18 protein-coding genes and 4 pseudogenes are annotated in these 22,346 nt (G+C 50.2%); 4 read left to right on the plus strand and 18 right to left on the minus strand.

Going from position 1 to position 22,346, the window contains the following annotated elements; all coding sequences use genetic code 11:
• Positions 1-43: 43 nt before the first annotated feature.
• The 3 genes from LH51_RS10760 to LH51_RS24775 all read right to left on the minus strand — a co-directional run bounded on the left by LH51_RS10760 (position 44) and on the right by LH51_RS24775 (position 4,002).
• Positions 44-2,266 carry a sodium:solute symporter family protein gene (locus LH51_RS10760; protein WP_052063677.1) on the minus strand — a complete coding sequence of 741 codons (2,223 nt, stop codon included), beginning with the start codon at positions 2,264-2,266 and terminating at the stop codon, positions 44-46.
• Between the two features lie 93 nt (positions 2,267-2,359).
• On the minus strand, positions 2,360-3,757 hold the full coding sequence (locus tag LH51_RS10765) for a PhoH family protein (RefSeq protein WP_036522172.1): 1,398 nt from the start codon (positions 3,755-3,757) through the stop codon (positions 2,360-2,362).
• Between the two features lie 71 nt (positions 3,758-3,828).
• Positions 3,829-4,002, minus strand: a complete 174-nt coding sequence (locus LH51_RS24775) for a membrane protein insertion efficiency factor YidD (protein ID WP_442934831.1) — start codon at positions 4,000-4,002, stop codon at positions 3,829-3,831.
• 244 nt (positions 4,003-4,246) lie between these two features.
• Between LH51_RS24775 and LH51_RS10775 the strand changes: the two genes are divergently transcribed.
• A complete protein-coding gene (locus LH51_RS10775) occupies positions 4,247-4,861 on the plus strand; it encodes a TIGR04211 family SH3 domain-containing protein (RefSeq protein ID WP_235263668.1) in 615 nt (204 codons plus the stop codon).
• Here the strand turns inward: LH51_RS10775 and LH51_RS19245 are convergent.
• Both LH51_RS19245 and LH51_RS10780 read right to left on the minus strand, forming a co-directional pair.
• Positions 4,832-5,682 (minus strand): annotated as a pseudogene (locus tag LH51_RS19245) (putative bifunctional diguanylate cyclase/phosphodiesterase). The gene LH51_RS10775 and the pseudogene LH51_RS19245 overlap by 30 nt on opposite strands.
• Entirely contained in the window at positions 5,595-7,352 is a 1,758-nt protein-coding gene (locus tag LH51_RS10780) for a GGDEF domain-containing protein (RefSeq protein WP_052063680.1), read from the minus strand. The pseudogene LH51_RS19245 and the gene LH51_RS10780 overlap by 88 nt, the downstream one beginning before the upstream one ends.
• Positions 7,353-7,599: 247 nt before the next feature.
• Between LH51_RS10780 and ptsP the strand changes: the two genes are divergently transcribed.
• Positions 7,600-9,858 carry a phosphoenolpyruvate--protein phosphotransferase gene (gene ptsP, locus LH51_RS10790; RefSeq protein WP_036522174.1) on the plus strand — a complete coding sequence of 753 codons (2,259 nt, stop codon included), beginning with the start codon at positions 7,600-7,602 and terminating at the stop codon, positions 9,856-9,858.
• Positions 9,859-10,092: 234 nt separating this feature from the next.
• The gene (locus LH51_RS10795) at positions 10,093-10,896 is read left to right on the plus strand and encodes a response regulator (RefSeq protein ID WP_036522207.1); all 804 of its coding nucleotides are present in this window, start codon (positions 10,093-10,095) and stop codon (positions 10,894-10,896) included.
• Between the two features lie 48 nt (positions 10,897-10,944).
• Here LH51_RS10795 and LH51_RS10800 read toward each other — a convergent pair whose 3' ends face one another.
• From LH51_RS10800 to LH51_RS10825, 9 genes and pseudogenes are all read right to left on the minus strand, one after another.
• Positions 10,945-12,741: a methyl-accepting chemotaxis protein gene (locus tag LH51_RS10800; protein WP_036522175.1), complete on the minus strand. Its 1,797-nt coding sequence runs from the start codon at positions 12,739-12,741 to the stop codon at positions 10,945-10,947.
• 86 nt (positions 12,742-12,827) lie between these two features.
• Positions 12,828-13,349 carry a DUF4129 domain-containing protein gene (locus LH51_RS19255; protein ID WP_052063682.1) on the minus strand — a complete coding sequence of 174 codons (522 nt, stop codon included), beginning with the start codon at positions 13,347-13,349 and terminating at the stop codon, positions 12,828-12,830.
• 32 nt (positions 13,350-13,381) lie between these two features.
• Entirely contained in the window at positions 13,382-13,900 is a 519-nt protein-coding gene (locus LH51_RS24255; RefSeq protein WP_327124820.1) for a transglutaminase-like domain-containing protein, read from the minus strand.
• Positions 13,874-14,796: pseudogene (locus LH51_RS24260) on the minus strand (DUF3488 domain-containing protein); the annotation flags it as partial. The gene LH51_RS24255 and the pseudogene LH51_RS24260, both read right to left, overlap by 27 nt.
• On the minus strand, positions 14,793-15,623 hold the full coding sequence (locus LH51_RS10810) for a DUF58 domain-containing protein (RefSeq protein WP_052063685.1): 831 nt from the start codon (positions 15,621-15,623) through the stop codon (positions 14,793-14,795). The gene LH51_RS10810 and the pseudogene LH51_RS24260, both read right to left, overlap by 4 nt.
• 85 nt (positions 15,624-15,708) lie before the next feature.
• A complete protein-coding gene (locus LH51_RS24265) occupies positions 15,709-15,894 on the minus strand; it encodes a hypothetical protein (protein WP_327124822.1) in 186 nt (61 codons plus the stop codon).
• Positions 15,807-16,643 carry an AAA family ATPase gene (locus tag LH51_RS10815; RefSeq protein ID WP_327124803.1) on the minus strand — a complete coding sequence of 279 codons (837 nt, stop codon included), beginning with the start codon at positions 16,641-16,643 and terminating at the stop codon, positions 15,807-15,809. The genes LH51_RS24265 and LH51_RS10815 overlap by 88 nt, the downstream gene beginning before the upstream one ends.
• A gap of 28 nt (positions 16,644-16,671) precedes the next feature.
• On the minus strand, positions 16,672-17,313 hold the full coding sequence (locus LH51_RS10820) for an FAD-dependent oxidoreductase (RefSeq protein WP_052063686.1): 642 nt from the start codon (positions 17,311-17,313) through the stop codon (positions 16,672-16,674).
• Positions 17,303-17,662, minus strand: coding sequence for an NAD(P)-binding protein (locus LH51_RS10825; protein ID WP_036522176.1), 360 nt, complete (start codon positions 17,660-17,662; stop codon positions 17,303-17,305). Before LH51_RS10825 ends, LH51_RS10820 begins: the two co-directional genes overlap by 11 nt.
• 287 nt (positions 17,663-17,949) lie before the next feature.
• On the opposite strand from LH51_RS10825, the gene LH51_RS10830 reads away from it, so the two are divergent.
• Complete coding sequence (locus LH51_RS10830; RefSeq protein ID WP_036522178.1) at positions 17,950-18,411, plus strand: FKBP-type peptidyl-prolyl cis-trans isomerase; 462 nt, start codon at positions 17,950-17,952, stop codon at positions 18,409-18,411.
• Between the two features lie 172 nt (positions 18,412-18,583).
• On the opposite strand, the gene LH51_RS10835 is transcribed toward LH51_RS10830, so the two are convergent.
• From LH51_RS10835 to fabV, 4 genes and pseudogenes are all read right to left on the minus strand, one after another.
• Complete coding sequence (locus LH51_RS10835; protein ID WP_036522179.1) at positions 18,584-18,769, minus strand: hypothetical protein; 186 nt, start codon at positions 18,767-18,769, stop codon at positions 18,584-18,586.
• 31 nt (positions 18,770-18,800) lie between these two features.
• A pseudogene (locus tag LH51_RS10840) lies at positions 18,801-19,900 on the minus strand (enoyl-CoA hydratase/isomerase family protein).
• Positions 19,901-19,922: 22 nt separating this feature from the next.
• Positions 19,923-21,008 carry a ferrochelatase gene (gene hemH, locus LH51_RS10845; RefSeq protein WP_036522210.1) on the minus strand — a complete coding sequence of 362 codons (1,086 nt, stop codon included), beginning with the start codon at positions 21,006-21,008 and terminating at the stop codon, positions 19,923-19,925.
• Between the two features lie 30 nt (positions 21,009-21,038).
• A pseudogene (fabV, locus tag LH51_RS10850) lies at positions 21,039-22,234 on the minus strand (enoyl-ACP reductase FabV).
• Positions 22,235-22,346: the final 112 nt, after the last annotated feature.

Consider the following 22,346-nt stretch of genomic DNA (forward strand, 5'->3'; position numbering starts at 1 on the left):
TTCTCACTTGGTTGCAAAAGCTGTTGTGGTGTAGCCCTGTTGATCAATGACTGCCTTTATCTGTATCTGGAGGCAGCGAAACATCCACAGTATCGCTAACATCCACGAGTCGACGTCGCAGACTGTCATTCTCAACTTTTAGTTTCTGTGCTTCCATACGGTGCTTGAAAATTTCTTCATAACGCGCTTCAAGTCGTAGTTCCAGTTCACTGATACGCTTTTTCTGATCACTGATGGTGGTTTCCAGCTCATCCAACTGGCTTTGCATCTGGTCCAGGAACATATAGCCACCCTCAGCATTTTCAGAGGGCTGATCAACACGCATCTGGCCTTGCAGTTCATTCACAATATGGCTGTAAAGTGCTTTAAGATCGGCGGCTTCGCGTTCGTTATAGTTAATGCGCTCTTCCATCGCGCTGTGTGCACTGGCTGAACCAATGGAACCCGCCAGTATATGTTCAAGCATGCGGTGAAATTCCATTAACTCAATGATCGTCAGGTAAGGCTTACCACTCACCTGCAGATCATCAGTAATGCGATTGATCGACTCATCGGTTTTATCGGCACCCAAATAACGTACCAACAGGTCGTGGGCCTCAGTTAATTTAGGTTCCAGTGCGATATAGGCATCCAGCCCGGTAGGCCTGGCTTTACCCGAAACCTTACCTCTTGACAGCATCGCGGCCATAAATTCACGCGTCAGCGCTCGCTCCTGTTTCTGCGGATGGTAGAACCAGGACCCAAGTAGATAAAAAAGTATATTAAACAGCATGGACCAGAAGACACTGTGGATCAGCGGTGGCAGGAACTCTATACCTAAAAAAGCTTCCGGACGCAGCCAGCTGATTCCCCAGGGCCCATGCGTCATAATCGTTGGAGGCAACCAGCCTTCGGCAATCATTGATGGAATAATCAGCGTCCAGCCCCATAAGATGTAGCCGGCAAACAAGCCAAGCATCGCACCCATACTGTTACCCTGACGCCAGAACATGCCGATCAATAAGGCCGGTGCTAATTGCAATACCGCAACGAAGGAGATTAATCCCATAGCCGCCAGAATGTATGAGTTACTCAGCACCATCGCCAAGACATAACTGGCTACCATGATCAGAGCCGCTATCACCCAGCGAATTTGCAGCAGATAGCCCTGCAAGGGCTCAAGAAAGCGCACTTTGCCGCACACCGGCAATACCAGGTGATTTGAGGTCATGGTGGCCAGGGTCATGGTCGAAATGATAATCATACCGGTTGCTGCGGCAAAACCACCAATAAAGGCCAGCAAGGTCATCAAATCATTACCCAGATACCGGGGTACCTTGAGCACAAAGAAGTCGGCCGATCCAATCGGCAACCCCAGTTTCAGACCTGCCGCGGCAATCGGAATAACGAACAGGTTAATCAGAATCAGGTAGAGGGGAAACATCCACATGGCTGTTTTGATATGGCGCTGATCACTACTTTCCACCACGCTGACATGAAACTGACGCGGCAAAAACTGTACAGCAGCAAACCCCAGAACCACCAGCGTAGTCCACATCAGCACGGAATGGGAAGGCTGCTGAAACTCTGTCAAGTAACTGAGATCATCCTGGCTCAATGCGAACGCCAGCTCATTCAAATCACCGAATACGGCGCCTATAATGAAAACACCCACCACACCCAGAGCCACCAGTTTGACTAAACACTCAGCCACCAACACTGCAATCATGCCGCTGTGACGCTCGGTGGGATCAAGCCGCCGGATACCAAACATGATCGTAAATGCCAGCATCATCAGCATCACCAGCAACCCGGTCATATCCCAGGCATCACTTTCATTGCTACCGGTAATGATACTGAAACTGCTCACCACCGCCGTCAGTTGCAACGAGATATAAGGAGCAACACCGGTGAGTGCCAGGATGGTTACCAGTGCAGCGATACGCTGTGAGCGGCGATAACGGGTGGAGATGAAATCTGCAATACTGGTAATGCGGAAGACTTCTTTTACCGCCACCATGCGCCTGAGCGTTACCCACCAGAAGATGACACTCAGCAAGGCACCCACATAGATACCCAGAAACAACATTCCCGACTGAACAGCAAAGCCAACACTGCCGTAGAAAGTCCAGGAGGTGAAGAAAACCGCCAAGGATAGCGCATAGACCCATCCGGGCATCAGGCTACTGCTGCGAAAGCGGGTACGTCGCTCAACCCAGACGGCAAGACCAAACAGGCACATCACATAAAGCAATATGATCAGGATAACAGTGTGGGCCGCAAACATCCCGCTTTCCTCAGGGAGCTGAACGATGCTAACGACCTGTTCGTTACAGCGCTCAACTCAGATAGGTAGTTATAAAAATAGTGGCATAAATAGTTACAAATGCTCTTCAGCATATTCCGCCAGGCGTGAACGAAACACGCCTTCAAAATGCACACTGGCCGAACCTTCAAAGTCACGAAAACGTTCTACAATATAGGTCAGACCCGATGTCAGTGGTGTCAGGTAATTGGAGTCAATCTGTGCCAGGTTACCTAAACAAACGATTTTCGTACCCTTGCCGCAGCGCGTGATTATAGTTTTAAGTTGTTGCGGTGTCAGGTTTTGAGCTTCGTCAATCAACACTACCGCTTTCTGAATACTCCGGCCACGGATAAAATTCAGTGATTTGAACTGCAGATTGGCCTTTTCCAGTGCATATTTCACACTGCTTTGTGGGCGCTCATCCTGCTCGTGCATCGCCTCGAGGTTATCACTGATAGCACTCATCCACGGGGTCATTTTCTCTTCTTCTGTACCCGGTAAAAAGCCGATATCTTCAGCCACAGGTGGCGTGGAGCGTGTCACTATAATTTTATTGAACAGCCCCTGTTCGATCACCATTTCCAGAGCACAGGCCAGTGCGATGAGGGTCTTACCTGAACCAGCTGAGCCCAGAAACATACTCAAATCCAGATCTGGATCAAGCATCGACTGCATGGCAAACGCCTGCTGAATGTTAATCGGTGAAATTCCCCAGCAACACTGCTCCATGAGGTGCTGATAGCCAAGATCCAACAGGGTGACTGTTGTTTCATCAATGGCCACTGTACGCGCGGCGAAGTCCTGCGTACTGTCGTACAAATACTCATTCATCCAGGTATCAGGCAGCAGCTTACGATCCAGCTTATGGTAGGTTTTACCGTCACGCTGAAAACTTTCAACCTTTTCCACCTGTTCCCAGAAAGGCTGCTCCAGGTAGGTGTAACCTTCCGGCAACAGCTCTACATCTGAAACCAGTTGATCAGTGCGGTAATCTTCAACACGCTTTAATCCCGCCCCCATGGCCTTGAGGCGCATATTGATATCTTTGGTAACCAACACCACCTGACGGTGGGGAAAGGTTGCTTGCAAATGCAGTGCACAGTTAATAATTTTGTTGTCTTTATTGCGCTCATCCGGCAAAAAACCCGCACGTGCGGTAAGTTCATGGTCGGGAAAAATGCTCAGGCGCCCGAGTTTTTCTGCACGGTCCTTACCTGGCAAAAGTATCCGCACCCCTTTAGTAATCTGCTCGGGAGTGGTTGCCGTGCTGAGAATGGCATCAATTGAACGAATAGCGTGACGGGCTTCCTGGGATACATGCTGCTTACGATCTTTTATATCGTCCAACTCTTCCAACACTGTCATGGGGATGGCGACATCCTGCTCCTTGAACTCATACAGACACTTGGGATCATGAAGCAACACGTTGGTATCGAGAATATAAAGGCGGGAGGCTTTGGATGCATTCATCTGCGTTTTTCCTTTGCGGAGAATTTTATTTCAAACTAGCTGATCCAGCGCCGTTACACAACAGGTGCCAGCTAGGTAGGCGTATCATTTTTCAGCTTTTCTTCTTTCTGCTGACGTTGATCAGTACAACAAGCGGGTGGAACAGGGTCATAACCGCCATCGCACAAGGGATGGCAACGCAATACCCGGCGCACACCCAGATACAGCCCCTTCAAAGGTCCATGCACCTGAATAGCTTCGATCATATAGGCTGAGCAGGTCGGTTCATAGCGACAACTGGGGGTAGCATCGGACTGATGAAATACTGATAAAATCTTACCAGCAAAATAAGTAACCGACCCAGTATTCGACGAAACCACTGCATACACACTCCCAAGAGCAATAAAGTCGCATTTTAACCTGTTTGAAGAAGATTTTCTGCAGCGGACTGGTCATCGCCGCCTCAATCCGTACAATGGGTCTATTTCGAGAAAAGCAAACAAGAGTTTTATGATGAAAAAACGACTCAGTCTGTCTCTGTTGCTGGCATTATCTGCTCCTGTGTTTGCACAGGAAGCAGCCCACATTGCCGATGATGTCTACGTATTTACGCATGGCGGCCCAAGCAATCAATATCGTATCAATGGCCGGGTAAACAGTGGTGAACCAGTTACCATCCTGAATCGCCAAGATCAGTATATCGAAATTCGTACGGAATCCGGTCGCACCAGTTGGGTGCCCGCAGAGTTTGTCGCCACAGGTGAAAGCAAACTCAGTCAACTGCCTGCACTGGAAACAGCACTCAGCGAAAGTCGTGAAAGAATATCTGCTCAAGACCAGGAAATTGCTGACCTTAATAGTCAGTTATCCAATATTTCCAGCAGTAACATTGAGTCTGCAAATCAGGTGGAAGGCTTACAACAGGAGATACGTCGCCTGGAGTCTGAGATCGCCAATATGGATCAGAGCAATCTGATTCGCTGGTTGACCCACGGCGGTTTAGTTGCTCTCGGCGGTGTAGTGCTGGGCTTACTGGTGCCCTATCTACCCAAGCGCCGCAAGCGCCGGATGAGTGGTTTTAACCAGCGCACCCAGTTACTTTTTTGTCATCATATTGGCTTTTAACCAGGGAGTTATTATCTCTTCTGGTTGAGGTCGGCTAAACAGATAGCCCTGACCTTGGTCACACCCCATACGTGTGAGCAGTGCCAGCTGCTCACGGGTTTCTACGCCCTCAGCAATTACTTTAAAATCCATGGCATGCGCCATAGCAATCATTGCTTCAACCAGACGCCTGTCTTTATCTGAGGTCTCTATATTACGAATGAAACTCAGGTCTATTTTTAAATCACTGAGCGCCAGAGTTCGCACATAATTCAAGCTGGAATACCCGGTTCCAAAATCATCAATAGCAACACCCACACCCAACTTCAGCAATTCACTGATAGCGGAGCGGGTTTTATCGGCTGAATGCATAAAGCTGGTTTCAGTCAGCTCAATACTGAATAAATCAGGCGACAAGTTATAACGATTTAACAAACTAATCACTCGCCCTGCCACATTACCGCGTTGAAACTGTCGCGCTGATACATTAACGCCAACATTCACCGCCAACCCCTGCTGCTGCCAAGCAACTGCCTGCTTAATCGCCTGCAACATAACCCAGTCACCGATCTGATCAATCAGCCCATATCTTCAGACAGCGGGATAAAGTCGCTAGGTGAAACCTCGCCCATCTCCGGGCTAAACCAACGCAACAGCGCTTCAACACCAGCAATCTGGCCTGTTTTCAAGCACATTTTCGGCTGATAAAACAGCTGAAGTTCATCTTTTTCCAGCGCACTCTGCAGTAAGGTGGTCAGTTGAAAACGTGAACGCGATTGCTGATCCAGAGCCGCAGAAAAAAAGTGGTAGCTGTTACGCCCCAGGTTTTTGGCTTCATACATTGCCGCATCAGCACAACGCAACAGATTCTCAGTATCACTGGCATCGGATGGTACATAGCGATACCGATACTGGCGGTCAGGCGTATTTCAGTATCATTAATCAATACAGGTGCTGAAATAACCTTGGCTAAACGATCCAGAAACAGCGGCAACTCATCCAGGCTTTTCAGGCCATTCATGATGATACTGAATTCATCACCACCCGGTCGTGCTGCCGTATCCGAATCGCTCAGCGAGTCTTCAATTCGACGGGCAATTTCCTTCAGTACCAGATCACCTTCACTCTGACCAAAGCGATCATTGATGGTCTTGAACCAATCCAGATCCATATTGATCAGCGCCACCAGATTGCCATGATCACCCGCGTAACTCAGTGCATTGTGCAAACGATCAATAAACAGGCGTCGATTAGCCAGATGGGTGACTTCGTCAAAGTAGGACATTTTATTAATGCGTGCTTCAGAGCGCTTAATTTCCGTCATGTCATGGAAAATAGCCGCATACTGGATTACTTCGCCCTGCTCACTTTCAATCGCGGTGATACTCAGCCATTCAGGATAGACTCGGCCATCCTTGTTACGATTCCAGATCTCGCCCTGCCAACGCCCTTTACGTTGTAACTGATCCCACATATTGCTGTAGAAATCTTTATCATGCCTACCAGAACTTAAAATACTGGGATTAGAGCCAATGACCTCCCAGTCCTGATAGCCAGTAATCTGGGTAAAGGCCGGATTGACGCTTTGAATATTACCTTCAGCGTTACAAATCACGATACCTTCCATGGAAGAATCGATTACTTTTTCAATGATACGCAAGTGATTACGGGTTTCATTCAGACGGTAGCTGCGATCATTGAGCAACTCACGCATCCGAAAGATATAATCCAGCTCCACATTACGCAGAATGTCAGAGTAGGATGCCAGTCCGACAACTTCATTTTCGTCGTTCATCACCCCAAGGTGGCGAAAACCATGCTTGCGGAAATGTCGCCGCGCATTAAACAGACTGACGGAACCGGGTACACTAATCAGTTTCTTAAAGGTAAACTCGAACAGGGGCTTGTCCGTATCATTCGGGTTAGTGGCGATCAAACGAATAATATCGGTTTCTGTAATAATTTTAAGCTCGCCATTAAGCCCTTCAATCATCGCAGCCGTATGCCCGGCGGCACGGATACGCTTGATCACCAGACGCAAGGCACAATCTTCCGGAAAACGCATCGGGTGATGGTTACAAACATCATAGACAGAGCGCATGAACAGGTCATGTTCCAGACCGTGGCTATTGACGATATCACTTTCACTGACCACGCCAATCAGGCCGCCTTGCTCATCCACCACAACCGCATGACGAATACGACCGGACATCAACTCAATACCCAGCTCATCGATACCCGCATCCGGCGTAATGGTGATCAATGGCGTCGACATCACCTGTTCGACGATCACATTTTTTTCACCATCTTCTGGAACCAGATGCATCGCATCGCGCCGGGTTAACATACCAACCGGTTGTTGCCCATTACAAACGACCACAGAACCTATATTATAGTCGGCCATAAGGCGGATAGCAGACAACACACTCTCATGGCGTTGACAGGTGACGACATCCTGACGGCAGATATCCATTACTTTGAGAGCGTCTGAGCGCTTGAGTTTACTATTCATGGATACTTGGCAGACCAACCGTAAGCTTTAAAAGTGGGTATTATATAGAATAAAATACGCGTATAGACGTATATTAGCAGGTAAAATTCAAACACACCAACTTCCCCGTATGACTGCACCTCATATTTCACAAGGATACGTCGCTTCGGGACTATATTAAAAAAATTTAATGCGCATATATTGTCGAGTTCAAACAAGTATGCAAATATCAGCCCAATAGTAAACAATTGTTTAACGGATACTGAAGATGCCATCATCACTGACTGATCTGACCGCCCTGGTCGACACCATTGCCCGTACTCAGGATCCGGAAGCTATGATGGATACTATTGTGGGCCGCCTGAGTGAATTGATGCAATCCAGCGTGTGCAGCCTTTATCTGTGCAACCCCCAGCAGGATACACTCATTCTGGCTGCCACCCGCGGCCTGGCCCCCAATGCCGTGGGTCAGGTTCGCCTGAGCCTGAATGAAGGGCTGGTTGGACATATTGCTGCCAGCCTGAGTACGTTAAATATTGCTGACGCGCCAGCCGATGATCGCTTCGTGTATATCCCTGAGACGCATGAGCAATCCTACCGCAGCTTTATGGGCGTTCCCCTGATTCACCTGCGCCGCCTGATTGGTGTATTGGTAATCCAGGATCAGGATGAAGGCCGTTACAGTGATGAACAAGAGGCATTTCTTATCACGGTAGCCTCACAGCTTGCTGGCACTTTACACCTGCTACAACGCAGTGGCAGCTGGTTACAGCAGGAAATGGCACTATCCTACAAGCGCTTCAGTGGTATTCGTAGCGCTGGTGGCATAGGTATTGGCCGGCTCTGGGTGATAGACCCGCACATGACCCTGGATCAGGTTAAACCCGCCATTAACAGCGATGCAGTAGAAGAAAAAATCGAGTTTCACGAAGCAATTGAGTGGTTGGAAAAAGACCTGGAAAGCCGCTCAGGAAAAATGGGCCGCCACCTGCCTGGTGATCTGAATGCGCTGTTCAGCGTCTACCAGATGATGTTAAAAAGCCCGGAGCTGATTAAGGGTGTCGAAGCTCGCATTGAGCAGGGTGACAGTGCCGCCTGGGCTCTGCGCCAGGTTATTGAACAAATGGCTGCCATCTTTGACCAGTCTGATGACCCTTACCTGAAGGCCCGCAGCGAAGATATTACCAACATAGGTCAGCGACTACTCAACGAACTACTACAGCACGAACGACAGGTGACGGAAACACCAGATGAACCGCTGATACTCACCGGCGAACTGGTTAACATTACCGATCTGGCGGAATTTCCGCTACAGCGCATCCATGGCATTGTCTGTACCTCAGGTTCAGCACTATCGCACACATCGATTCTGGCCAATGCATTGGGTATTCCGGCTGTGATGGGTGTCGAAGGGCTGAAACCGGATCAATACCGTGGGCAGCGCATCATTGTTGATGGCAACCGTGGTGAATGCACCATCAACCCACCGGAAGCGCTGTGCCGTGAATACCGGCGCATGATAGCCGATGAAAAGCGCTTTATTCAGGGTCTGGATCGACTACGCCATGAACCGGCGCAAACACAAGATGGCTTTCGCGTAAGCCTGCTCACCAACACAGGCTTGCTTGCTGATGCCACGCCCGGTCTTGAACGCGGAGCCGAAGGTGTCGGACTCTACCGTTCCGAAATTCCGTTTATGGTACATCAAAGCTTCCCGACAGAAGAAGAGCAGTTGCGCATCTATCAAAAAGTACTGGCGGCTTATGCTCCCCGGCCTGTATCAATGCGCACTCTGGATATAGGCGGAGACAAACAACTCCCCTACTTTGAAATGAGCGAGCAGAATCCTTACCTTGGCTGGCGTGGCATACGCTTTACACTGGACAACACGCAACTGCTGGTTACTCAGATTCGCGCCATGCTCAGAGCTGATGTCGGCAATGATAATCTGCAACTACTCGTTCCCATGGTCAGCCGGGTGGATGAAATGTCCAGCTTTCGTAGCCATGTTGAGAAAGCCGTTGTAGACCTGAGCAAAGAAGGAATTAGCGTACGCATGCCACGTATCGGTATGATGATTGAAGTTCCTTCAGCCATGCTATTACTGCCAAAACTTGCCCCCTGGGTGGATTTTGTATCCATTGGCTCTAATGATCTGACGCAGTATCTACTGGCTGTTGACCGTAATAATCCGCGGGTATCAGCCCTGTTTGACCACCTGCATCCGGCTGTTCTAAATGCGCTGGCGCAGATACAGGCTCAATGTACCAATCTGAACCTGCCGGTGTCTGTATGCGGGGAAATGGCATCTGACCCGGTTGCTGTATTGGTCTTACTGGCATTGGGTTACAATAGCATCAGCTTAAGCGCCTATAATATTCCCAGAATCAAGTTACTGATTCGCTCGGTTAAACGTGAAGACTTAAGCCCGCTACTGGCCAAGGCGATGGACTGCACGCACGAGGAGGAGATTCGTGCCCTGTTTCGACCACTGACTGAGAAAGCGCTTAGCAGCCCGGTGAGTTAGCTCCACTGAGTACATAAAGAAAAGGCCGCCCATTTTAGGGCGACCTTGTAAAACTAGCTTAGTTGAAATGATGAAGAGACCCGATATATTCCTGCTCGGGATAATAGTTAAACGCCACCCGACTTAACCTTAGCTGAACAAAACTGAATGCGTGTCAATCCAACCTATTCAGTGTTGCAATCTGCGCCCGGTCGGGTATAAATGACACAACCTAACTGTTTTGAGTCTAACACAATGGAATTGCAAGAACTTCTGATACTAGTAATCGAACCCTCACGGATGCAGCGCAACATTATCACCGGGCATCTGCGCTCATTGGGTGTTCAGGCTATAGAAGAATTCAGTGATGCCAGCGAAGCTTTGGAGCGCATGCAGAACATCACTCCGGATATTGTTATGTCAGCCATGCACCTGCCGGATATGACAGGCTCAGAATTGGTCGGTGAAATGCGCAAAGTGGCTGGACTGGATGAAGTGGTGTTTTTTCTGATTTCATCCGAAACCCTCTACCGCTACCTCGAACCTATTCGCCAAGCAGGTGCGGCTACCATACTTCCAAAACCTTTTGATCCGGAAGAACTGCGCAAAGCACTGTTAAGTGCGGTGGAATATGTCGATGACCGCCAGAATGCCGATGACGATCCTGATGCAGCTTTTGAAGATCTCTGGGTACTCGTAGTGGATGACAGCAAAATGTCACGCCGCTATCTGAACCGCATTCTCACCTCACTAGGTGTCACCAACCTGCGTGAAGCCAAAGATGGCGCTGAAGCGCTACAAATCATTAAAAGCCAACGCTTCGATCTGGTAATTACTGATTACAACATGCCCAATATCGATGGTCTGGAACTGGTTCAGCATATTCGTCAATACACGGATCAACCCGCTGTGCCCGTTCTGGTAGTCACCTCCGAGCAGGATGAAGAACCCCTCACATCCTTCAAACAAGTCGGAGTTACCGCCATCTGCCGCAAACCTTTGTCTTACCATTCACTCAAACAGTTACTCAAACACCTGATTGTGGATCAAACGCTTTAATAACAGCAATACATTGACCCCGTTAGCGGCGCTTCAGGGGTCGTAGCCTTAGCTTTCCTCCAGCAGACAACGTGGCTCAAAGCCCATGATTAACGCCCCCCAGTGCTTGCCGTTAATGTAGAGTGGGATGGACAGATCATTAAGAATTTCACCCGTATCACGTATATACGTTTGCAGAAGAAATGCATTCTGGTGCGAACACCGACGCTTCTCTTGACGATTGGCTTTAAAGAAACGCCGGTGACGACTCTGCATCAAATCTTTCTGCACGTCCCCGGTTAACGCCTTGCTTACTTTGGAATGATGTGCAGGTGCATAACCGTTTTTATCCACCGCAATCGCATAAATAAACTCCGAACGTTCACTGATAAATCTATCAAAGACAGGCTGCAAGCTACGCTCAAACACATCAGTATAACTCAGGTTGAATTTTTCAGGCTCATGCCCTGGATTCGTGCGCTGATAACTATGATCAAACAGATTCACTCCTTGCTGATTCAGCCCTTCCATGCAGTCCATGATCTCTCTGGACCATTCAAACCCGGTGCGGGTCATGTTTTCGAATCCACCACGACCTATCAGAAAATGTGACAATAGCTCCTGGGTTGTTTCTGTCGCTTTCTCCAAATCACTGGAGTAGGTTTTGGAACGTTCCATCTCTTGCTTCATTTCTACTGACAAGTCAGTAATCTGGCACACATGATCATGCGATTCTTTATTGGTATAAGACAACTCTTCAATGGCTGCCGAGATACCCGTCAGCTGATGATTGATATCTTCAAAGTCAGACACCAGCTTAACAAACTGATCACTGGTGGAATCGATAAAGACTTCGGTGTTTTCAATATACTCCAGAATAGTCACGGCGCTGCTCTGGGTATTCCCAACCAGCGAACTCATTTCATTGATATTGGTATCGATTTGCGCGGTAGCCACACTGACTTTCTGGGACAAATTACGTACTTCATCGGCCACCACGGCAAACCCGCGACCCGCCTCTCCGGCACGCGCTGCCTCAATTGAGGCATTCAGTGCCAACAGGTTAGTCTGGTCAGAAAAATCCTTAACCATCGACAAAATATTCATCACATTGCCAGAGTTTTCACTGAGCTTCTGCACCGTATCCTGAAAACGTGTGGCCAGCTCACGCACGGTTTTGACCTGTTCCAGAACCTTGCTCAGTTCCTGGCTGGAATTACGGATCTCCTGCATATTACTGCCGGTCTGGCTACTGATCTGCTGCGTATTGCTGGCAATTTCATCAATTGCCTGAGAGGCTTGCGAACTGGACTGAAACACCATCTGCGCCTGCTCTTCCTGGCGAGTAGAGGACTCACTGGCTTCATTCACGGTTTTTTGTAGCCGGGTTGAACTCAACGCCACACTGACAGAGTGACGCCGGGTTTCCTCAATCATGGCACGTAACTGATCGGTGAAATCATTGTAACTACGCGCCATATCAGAAATTTCATCGTAGGTGTAAGCCGGCAGTGTGGCGGAAATATCACCTTCTTTTTCGCGGATAGCGCGCAAGACGTCGGTAATTTCCCGGATCGGCTTTAGAAACAGATGGCGCATAAAGAAAATGGTGAAGATACCCGCCAACAAAGCCAGTGTAATGGTTGCACTGGCGGCAAACAGCAACGAGTCGAGACCAGACAGCAGTTGCTGTTCCAATGGATCAGACAACTCTAACGCCCTGATCATATCGATCAACCGCCCGGCGAAGTATCCACCCACAGCAATCAATAAAAGGTGCGGAGCTAATAAAAAAAGGACATTGCCCGTAATTTTTTTGGTCAATGAGTTAAAAAACGCTTTTTCGACAGTTTTATACAGGCTCATTCTAATCTCTTGTAATTATTGTTTAAGCGCCTCTACTATAAAACAGAAATGTAGGCACGACTACTCTGTTGTTTAATACCTTAGTGTCATTTAAGGCAACGTTCGGCCAAGTCCAATTGTCTCAGCACTTGCCGTTTCGCTGTCACGGCATCCACCGACTGGTATCTTAGTGCTTCATAGGCTTCGGCAACCGGTCTTAACTGCTCCGCCAATACCGGGTCTGTTTGCGCAATTCTGCCGACAAAACCGGACAGTGTTTCTTCTGGTTGCCGCTGAAAACCCCGCTTGGCAATACGCTTAAACAAGCGCTGTAAACGTCTATGCAACAGATCCATTTTGGACCCGCTATAGAGTAAACGCCAAGATAACCAACCCAAAATCAATACACCAGGGAAGAGTAGCGCCAGCGCCATTTTCAATGGCGTCAGCTCGCCTAACCAATCCTGTAACAGATGCTGTTGCTGATCATGGTAGTTAAGTACCCAGCGCTGCCAGGCAAAATTCAACGAATCATAGTGCATACGTGCCTGAAGCAACCAACCCTGGCGTGCCAGACGTAAAGCAGAAAGCGGGGAATCCGCCAGAAAACCAGCTTGCCCACTAAACAACTGATCAGCACTCTGCTCAATACGCTCTGGTGCTACCGCTGTAGTCGGGTCCAGGCGAACCCAGCCTGATCATTTAACCAGACCTCGACCCAGGCATGCGCATCATACTGACGCAGGGTCAGATAGCCTTGGCTCGCATTCCATTCACCTCCCTGATAACCGGTTACTACACGCGCAGGCATTCCGGCCGCTCGAAGCATGAATGCCGCAGCACTGGCAAAGTGCTCACAGAAACCCTGCTGCGTCTCAAACAGAAAATCATCCACACTGTGCCGCCCCAGCACAGCCGGTTCCAGTGTATAAATAAATGAGGCATTAAAATAACGGAATAACTGCTCAATAAAGGCCGCCGCATCAGTATCAGCGGCATGCAACCACTGCTCAGCCAATTCCCGGCTGCGCGGATTGGCCTGACGTGGTAAGCGGGTGTAATACGCATGCGCCTCACGGCTCAGCTCAGGGGCTAGTTGATAGGTTGGCACGGAGCTGAGCTGATACTGCACACGCTGCCTCACCTCACTGGGAGCCATAAGCGTACGCTGCGGGGTCATTTGCGACTGAGACGGAGCTGATACTGGCATATCCAGTACGAACTGCCAGCGCTGATTGCTGGGCTCCTGGACTATTTCATAGGAAACAGGGTCAGCCAATGCCACTAACTCTTCGATCTCAGACTGTCTAAACGTACCCGGCGTCCATTCACGACCATCAAATGCACTGAGTACCAGCACACGCCAATAACGCAAAGAAGATGGCGGTGGCTGATCAGCAAATACAGCGCGAAAAGCCAACTCACCAGAGCGGGTCAATTGGCTGATATCGCCTGGCGACATGGATTCTGACAAACCGGTCCGCACAGCAGACCTGTCCAGCTCGACCGACCATAGCGGTCCAATACGTGGAAACAGAAAAAACAGCACCAACATCAACGGCAATGCAGGCGCGAGCATCCTCAGGGAGAGTTTTAACGGACGCCGCATATCCTCGCGAAGCGGATCCTGCCAGATACTGTTTAATGCTGCCACAACCACGACAACAGCCAGGAGTATTATCAGTGCGGCCCCATCCCTTGTTCAAACAGGAAAGTGGTCGCAGCAACAAAGAAAGCCACATACAAAAGCACTAAGGCATCACGACGCCGGTAGATTTCCAGCAATTTTAATGCCAGACCGACAATCAACAGTGCCACCATGGCATTAAGACTGGCATCCCGGTTAAAACTCACCAATAGGCCTGCAGCGGCCCCCATCACCAGCAAAAGCCTCAGGCTCCAATGCGGAAAAGACCAACGCCCGGTATGAATCATCAGCCGTGCCGCAATACAGGCGCAACAAATCAGCATGACCCAAACGGGTAGCCAAACCAGGTGCGGAATAACCACGGCTGCAAATGCCAACAATTGCCAGATAACGGCAGAGCGACTGATTTTTTCTATGCCTGCCTTCATGAAGTATCAGCCCCAAATAACGCCAGTTTCTTCAGAACCTGTTGGCGATGGGCTTCACCACGTGCGGGTTTCAACGTCTGCCCTGGCAAACGCAGCCCAAAGGGCCGATCTTCCCGACTGAGTTTCAGCGCCCAGAAGCACAGCCGTGACAAACGCTGCTCCAGATCAGCTTCCGGCCAACTGTCATAATCCAGCCAGATATTCAGATCCTGACGCGAGGCATAACGTTTCGCATGCAGCCCCTGACCCCGTGCAAACACCTTCCAGGCAATGTGGTGGGGTGACATACCTGTTTCAAAGCGTTGCAGTCCACTAAAATCATCGCTCCCGGATTGCTCAGCCATCGCCCCCTGACCATCGGCTCCTGCCGTTGCCGGTAAAATACCACCAGCCTCAGGTGCGGGATAAACCAATGCCCGACCATCGACCGGCAAGTAACACCAGCACTTAAACAGACCCAGCGGAAATACAGTGTGTAAACGAATCGTGGGTGCCACACACCAGCCACGTTGTGCTGCAGGCAATGCCAACTCAAGCCGTATCTGGCTGGTGTCGATCAGGTCTGCCGCCACAGGAAGGGCTTGCGGCCAACTCAGTTGCAATTGCTGATGTTCGCGCCCGGCCTCAGAGGTTAACTGCAGAGTGAAACCTGCCGACTCACCGGCAAAGCAAGGCTGCGCACCAACACAACTTAACTGCACCCCTGACAAGTTACTGTAGGTATAAAGGATGGCAATGATCATCAAAGCCGTAAGCAGGAAGGTTAAAGCAAAGGTCAGATTATTCTCAAAATTAATCGACAGCAATAACAGCAGCACCAGAAGCAATACAAACCCCCAACCGGCGCGTGTGGCAGAATATAGAGTTTACCGGTACGTTGCAGGGATAACCACTCAGGCCAGCGCATAGTCATTAGCGTGCCATAACATCAACCTTAGAGAGCAGCTCCGTCACCAGTCTGACCGAGGTATGACCTGCCATATCTTCGGCCGGACGTACCCGGTGACCAATCACCGCTTCCAGCACGCTCTGTACATCTTCAGGTACCACATGTTCACGGTCATGCAACCAGGCCCAGCAGCGCGCACAACGTAACAGGGCCAGTGCCCCACGCGGAGATACCCCATAACTAAAGCCCGCCCCTTCACGGTATATTGTACCAGCCGCTGCACATAACTGATCAAGTCAGCCGAGGCATGCACGGCCAGACAGGCCTGCTGCGCTTCAACCAGCTGTGCCGGTGACAAAAGCGCCTTGATGGTATGACGTCGATTCAGGGTTTCCCCTCGTGCAAGCAGCTGACGCTCAGCTTCCGGGCTGGGATAACCCAGATTAACCCGCATCAGAAAACGGTCCAGCTGCGATTCTGGTAGTGGAAAGGTACCAAATTGCGTCAGTGGGTTCTGGGTAGCTATCACAAAAAACGGCTCAGGCAAGGGACGTGTTTCACCATCCTGAGTCACCTGGCGCTCCTCCATGGCCTCAAGCAGCGCACTCTGGGTTTTCGGTGTAGTCCGGTTAATTTCATCCGCCAGTAGCAGTTGGGTAAATACAGGACCTGGGTGAAACACGAATGCCCCACTGCTGGCATCAAACACCGAAACGCCCAAAATATCAGCGGGTAACATATCACTAGTAAACTGTATGCGGGTGTCCGCCAGGTCAAAAACACTGGCCAGTGCGTGCGCCAGGGTCGTTTTACCCATTCCCGGAAGATCTTCGATCAGTAGATGGCCGCCAGATAAAAGACAGGTTACTGCCAGGCGGATCTGCTGAGGTTTTCCCAGAATAACCTGATCCAGTTGCTTACAGGCTTGCTGCACCTGTTTTACCAGTGTCTCTGCCACTATTGGCTCCTTATATTGCAGATATCCATCAGGATTTAGATGACAATATCATTCGTGCCAGCTCAGTACCACTTTGCCATGCTGCCTCAACACCTCCACCTGCAAGCCAGTCACCACAGGCACCCATCGCTGTATCGGCATCCCAGAGTGCCATAGCCGACTCCGTTGATATAGCATCACAATATAGCCAGCGGTGTGCACGATGCGCTTTCACCACCAGCGGATCACCCGTCAGTGCAACCAAGGCAGCAACCAGTTCGTGCATCACGGTATCAGCACTCAGGTTCAGGTAGGCCTCAGTCCAGTCACGACTGGCCTGCAAGGTCCAGATTTCACCCGAACGTCCCGGTTTGCTACTGTCACGTACAACGCGCTGCAGTTCAGGATGCACACCTTCAAGCAGATCGATATGCGCCAGCGCCTCAGGGCGACGTTCCAACACCACAGACACAACCCAGGCAGGCTGCATCACCACTGCTTCGGCACGACTTCTGTAACGCTGAACGGCATCCAGCAACACTGCTGCCTGCGGTGCCGGAGCCGCTACCACGACATTATCAAAGTGCCCCAGCACGTCCGCCGATTCATCCCGCAGCAACACACCATTTTTATCTGGCCAGACCACACTGATACGTGTTTCTGTGCGCAACTCAACCTGGTCAGCAAGCACGTGTTATGGCACTGGAGCGTGGCACCCCGACCCAGAGTTCGCGTGCCGGGTTAACGTGTGACGCTGACAAGGAAAAATCACTTTCGCAAGGCTGCCAGCGTTGTACCTGCTCACTATGCGTCTGTAACCAATGATGAAAATCTGGCTGGTGAGTTTCAATGTAAGGAATACCCAAGTCGGTTGTCAGCCCATCCAGACGCGATGAAGCCAGACGACCGCCCGTGCCACGGCTTTTTTCAAACACTGTCACGGCATAGCCAGCTTCTGCAAGCAAAGCGGCACAACGCAAACCGGCTAAACCAGCCCCTATCACTGCCAGGGTTGGCTTTTGAATCACATTATTACGCATCAACACTCTCCATCAATTAGCTCTATCTTCCATAAAATAGTAAGTTGGTTACGCACTCATGAAGAATTCCGATTAACTTGACCTAACAGATAAAAAAATCTGATCGGCTTCAACATTCGCAGCCCTACTTTAATAGGATCTATTTAACATCAATTAGTTAAGCTTTAAAACCCTGGCAGATATCTGACTTAAAAACTCCAAACCCCTTCGCCGGTTACAACACAAGCGGTTGCAAGGTAAAGTCGGGATAGTTAGCATGATCGGCTAAATCACACAGGAGAGCACAGATGCAGATCGATCAAAACACCGTAGTTTCCATTCATTACACCCTGACCAACAGCGAAGGCAATGTAATGGACAGCTCTGTAGGGCAGCAGCCACTGGCCTATCTGCATGGTGCCAGCAACATCATCCCCGGCCTTGAAAATGCACTGACCGGTAAAGCGGTAGGCGACACCCTGGCTGTCACCGTTGAGCCAGAACAGGGTTATGGTGAAGTACGTGAAGAGATGATTCAGGCCGTAGAACGCAGCAATTTTGCGGGTGTGGACGAAATCGAAGTAGGTATGCAGTTCATGGCTCAGACGCCTTGGGGTGAGCAGCCTGTTACCGTTGTAGGTATCGAAGGCGACAGCGTAACGCTGGATGGCAACCACCCACTGGCTGGCCAGACACTGACATTTGACGTTGAAGTTGTCGAAGTACGCGGCGCCACAGACGAAGAAGTTACCGCTGGCGCACCGCAGTAATCTTTTATTCGCCCGGAGACCGGGCTCCTGTAGGAGCTCACTCCGTGAGCGATAGGGTTTTATTCAAATTCGCCCCGGAGACCGGGCTCCTACATAAGGTTATTACCACCCTCTGTAGGAGCCCGCTCTGCGGGCGAGTAGGGATTTCAATCGCTCGCGGAGCGAGCTCCTACTAGTGATAGGTTTGCTCGTATTTTTTGCGGATCGCAATCAGGGTTGGTTGGATATCCAGCGGTGCGTACTTCATGGCCTGTTCAAACAGTTCAGCATTTTCCTCTGACAGACGCTCTTCTTCACTCATCTGTTTCAGTTTACGCATGGCTTCCATGAACTTTGGATGAGGGGATGACTGACTCATGACGGACCTCCTTGGGTCTTTAGGCAACAGACTAGAGGGTTGCCAATGGATTCACCGTCCAGGGCGGCTGAAAATGTGATTCTAGCACGTCTTTTGTCACGGATTCGACTGAAGCAAAGCGCCATTTTGGCGCCTTATCCTTATCTATCAGTAAAGCACGCACACCTTCGGCAAACTCACCCTGACGACAGCACTGCGCCGCCAACAGCATTTCAAACTGAAACACCGCTTTCAATGACAGCTGGCGTGCACGCTTTAACTGCTCGGCAATCAGGCATAAAGATAATGGACTGCCCTGACTCACTGTTTGCTGAGCCCGCACTAACCAGGGATCATCTGATGACAAGGCCCCAAGCCTGTCCACAAAGCCCGTCACTGACTCATCAGCCAACAACGACTCAATCAATACCTGATGCTGTTGAACCGGCGCAGCCATCTCGGTAAATGCAGGCTTCGCAGCCACCGCCAAATCACTGAGCACAGCCGTGATCACAGCCTTATTATCACCTTGATTCCAGATCTGTGTCAGAAGCTGCTCCAGCATGGACTGACGCTGATCGGTTTGCAGCGCATAATCGGCCAATTCCAACCACAGCGCATCGACTGCCTGAACATGACTACCCGTTAGACCAAGAAACAAGCCAATCTTTCCAGGTAAGCGATTCAAAAAATAGCTGGCCCCGACATCGGGAAACAGACCAATAGTCACTTCCGGCATCGCCAGGCGTGACGTGGGCGTTACCACCCGGTGGCTGCAGCCATTCATCAAACCAAGCCCCCCCCCATAACCAAGCCACTCCCCCAACAGATTATTGGTTTGGGATAGGTTTGCAGGCGGTAATCCAGACGGTATTCCGCCGCGAAATATTCATCAATATCGGCATAGGACTCCTCCTGAATCAAACGCCAGGCACCTACTACATCACCACCCGCACAGAAAGATTTTTCACCGGCACTGTCGAGTAGCAAAGCCACCACGCGTGGATTTTCCTGCCACACATCCAGCTGTGGCTGTATCAGTCTGATCATCTCCTGAGAGAGAGCATTGAGTGTACGTTCAGCGTTGAGACAGATTTCGCCAATAATATGGCCATCCTGGGTCACATGCTCACGAAAAATTACACAAGTCATAACGGGTCCTTAATCGACTTAACTAACGCAAAGCGCCTAAGGCCTTTGCCAAGGCTTGGGTCTGCTCACCATCGCGCTCATCATCTACCAACCAGTTGTGCAAATGCGGCTCCAACAACTGCACCATCATATCAATATGGCTGGCATCGGCATTCAGCGCCGGAATATAAGCGTAGGATTCCCCCCCGCTTTCAATGAAATACTCACGATTTTCCTGACCTATCTCTTCAATCGTTTCCAGACAATCGGAAGAAAACCCCGGACAGAACACCTGCACCGATTTAACCCCCTTGGCGGGCAAGGATTTCAGTGTTTCATCGGTATAGGGTTTCAACCATTCCTCACGCCCGAAACGCGACTGAAACGTAGTCAGGTACTGATCCGGCTGCAAACCCAGCTGTTCTGCCAACAAGCGTGAAGTTTTATGGCATTCACAGTGATAAGGATCACCTTGCAGCAAATAGCGTTTGGGAACACCGTGGTAGGACAGAATCAGCTTGTCAGGCACCCCATGCTCAGCCTGAAAATGGCGTACCTTATCGGCCAGCGCGGTAATATAGGGCTCGAAATCAGGATAATGACTGATGAAATTCAGATCGGGTAACCAACGACGCTGGGTAAAGTCGGCGGCAATCGCATCGAAAGTAGAGGCCGACGTAGCGCCGGAATACTGGGGATAGAGTGGCAGCACCACCAGTTTACGCACCCCGGCCTGCTGCAGTTTTTCCAATACCGAAGTAATGGAAGGATTGCCATAGCGCATGGCAAATTCGACCTGTACCCGGTCACCGTAGCGATCACTGAAGTATTTTTTCAATGCCGCGCATTGGTCCTGCGTGTGGGTCAGCAAGGGTGAACCTGCATCCGTCCAGACTTCGCGATAGGCGGCGGCCGATTTTGCCGGGCGGATATTCAGAATGACGCCATTGAGAATAAACCACCAGATCGGCCGGGGCACTTCTACCACACGCGGATCAGACAGAAACTCTTTCAGATAACGACGTAAAGCCGGTGTTGTCGGCTCATCCGGTGTTCCCAGATTGGTAATCAGCACACCAATTTTATCACTCTGCGAGTGATCGAAATCCTTCACGCCGTTAAAACGCATAATCATCAGTTCCTGTGAGTCATCAACTGCTCAGCTTTGCAGCTCAATAACATTAAATTCCACCAACGGACTGACATCCTGCTCGTAATCGATGCCGTCCAAGCCGAATCCAAACAGCTTCAGAAACTCATCTTTGTACGCCGCATAATCTGTCAGTTCAAATAAATTTTCCGTGGTCACTTGTGGCCAAAGTTCACGACAGGCTTTCTGCACATCATCACGCAGTTCCCAGTCATCCAGACGGTAACGCTGGGCATCATCCATCTGTGCACCACTGCCATACAAACCTGTACGGAACAAACGCCAAACCTGATCCATGCAACCTTCATGAATTCCCTGTTCTTTCATGACTTTGAATACCATCGACAGGTACAGGGGCATCACCGGAATCGCTGAACTGGCCTGGGTCACCACCGACTTGAGCACCGCCACATTCGCCTGACCGCCAATAGCGGCCAGCTTGGAGCTTAGCGCTGACGCGGTTTCGTCCAAATGTTGTTTGGCTTTACCCAGCGCACCATGCCAATAGATCGGCCAGGTGATATCGGTACGATATAGCTATAGGCCACGGTTTTACAACCCTCAGCCAATACACCTGCGTCGGCCAGGGCATCAATCCACAGCTGCCAGTCTTCACCACCCATCACTTGCACAGTGGCGGCTACTTCATCTTCAGTTGCCGGTTCAATTTCAGTTTCGATGATGCAGTCTTTGTTGGTGTCTATGGCCGTAGAGCGATAAATCTCACCAATTGGCTTTAGCACGGAGCGTATGACTTCACCGCTATCCGGCATTTTGCGCACCGGCGAGGCCAGGGAGTATACCACCAGATCGACCTGGCCCAGATCGGCCTTGATCAGATCGACTACCTGTTGTTTAGCCTGATGTGAAAAAGCATCGCCGTTAATGCTCTTGGCATAGAGTCCGGCTTCATGCGCCAGGCGCTCGAAAGCGGCGGCATTGTACCAACCGGCGGTACCGGTTTTCTTTTCCGTACCCGGCTTTTCGAAGAACACTCCGATTGTTGACGCATCACTACCAAACGCCGCCGCAATCCGCGATGACATACCATAACCGCTGGAAGCGCCGATAACCAACACGCGCTTGGGACCAGCGACTTTAGGTTGTGCACGGGTAAATTCGATCTGTTCACGAATATTGGCTTCACAGCCAACCGGATGAGTAGTGGTGCAGATAAAACCACGAATTTTAGGTTTAATAATCATAGTAATCGGTATCTTTCAGCTGATGATAGAGAGTCAGGCAAAGATACCATAAAAGCGTGAAGGGGTTAATCCAGAGGGAATAAAGCGGCAGGCACTAAAAAGGCCAGTGTGG

The organism is Nitrincola sp. A-D6, assembly GCF_000764495.1.
Lineage (GTDB): Bacteria > Pseudomonadota > Gammaproteobacteria > Pseudomonadales > Balneatricaceae > Nitrincola.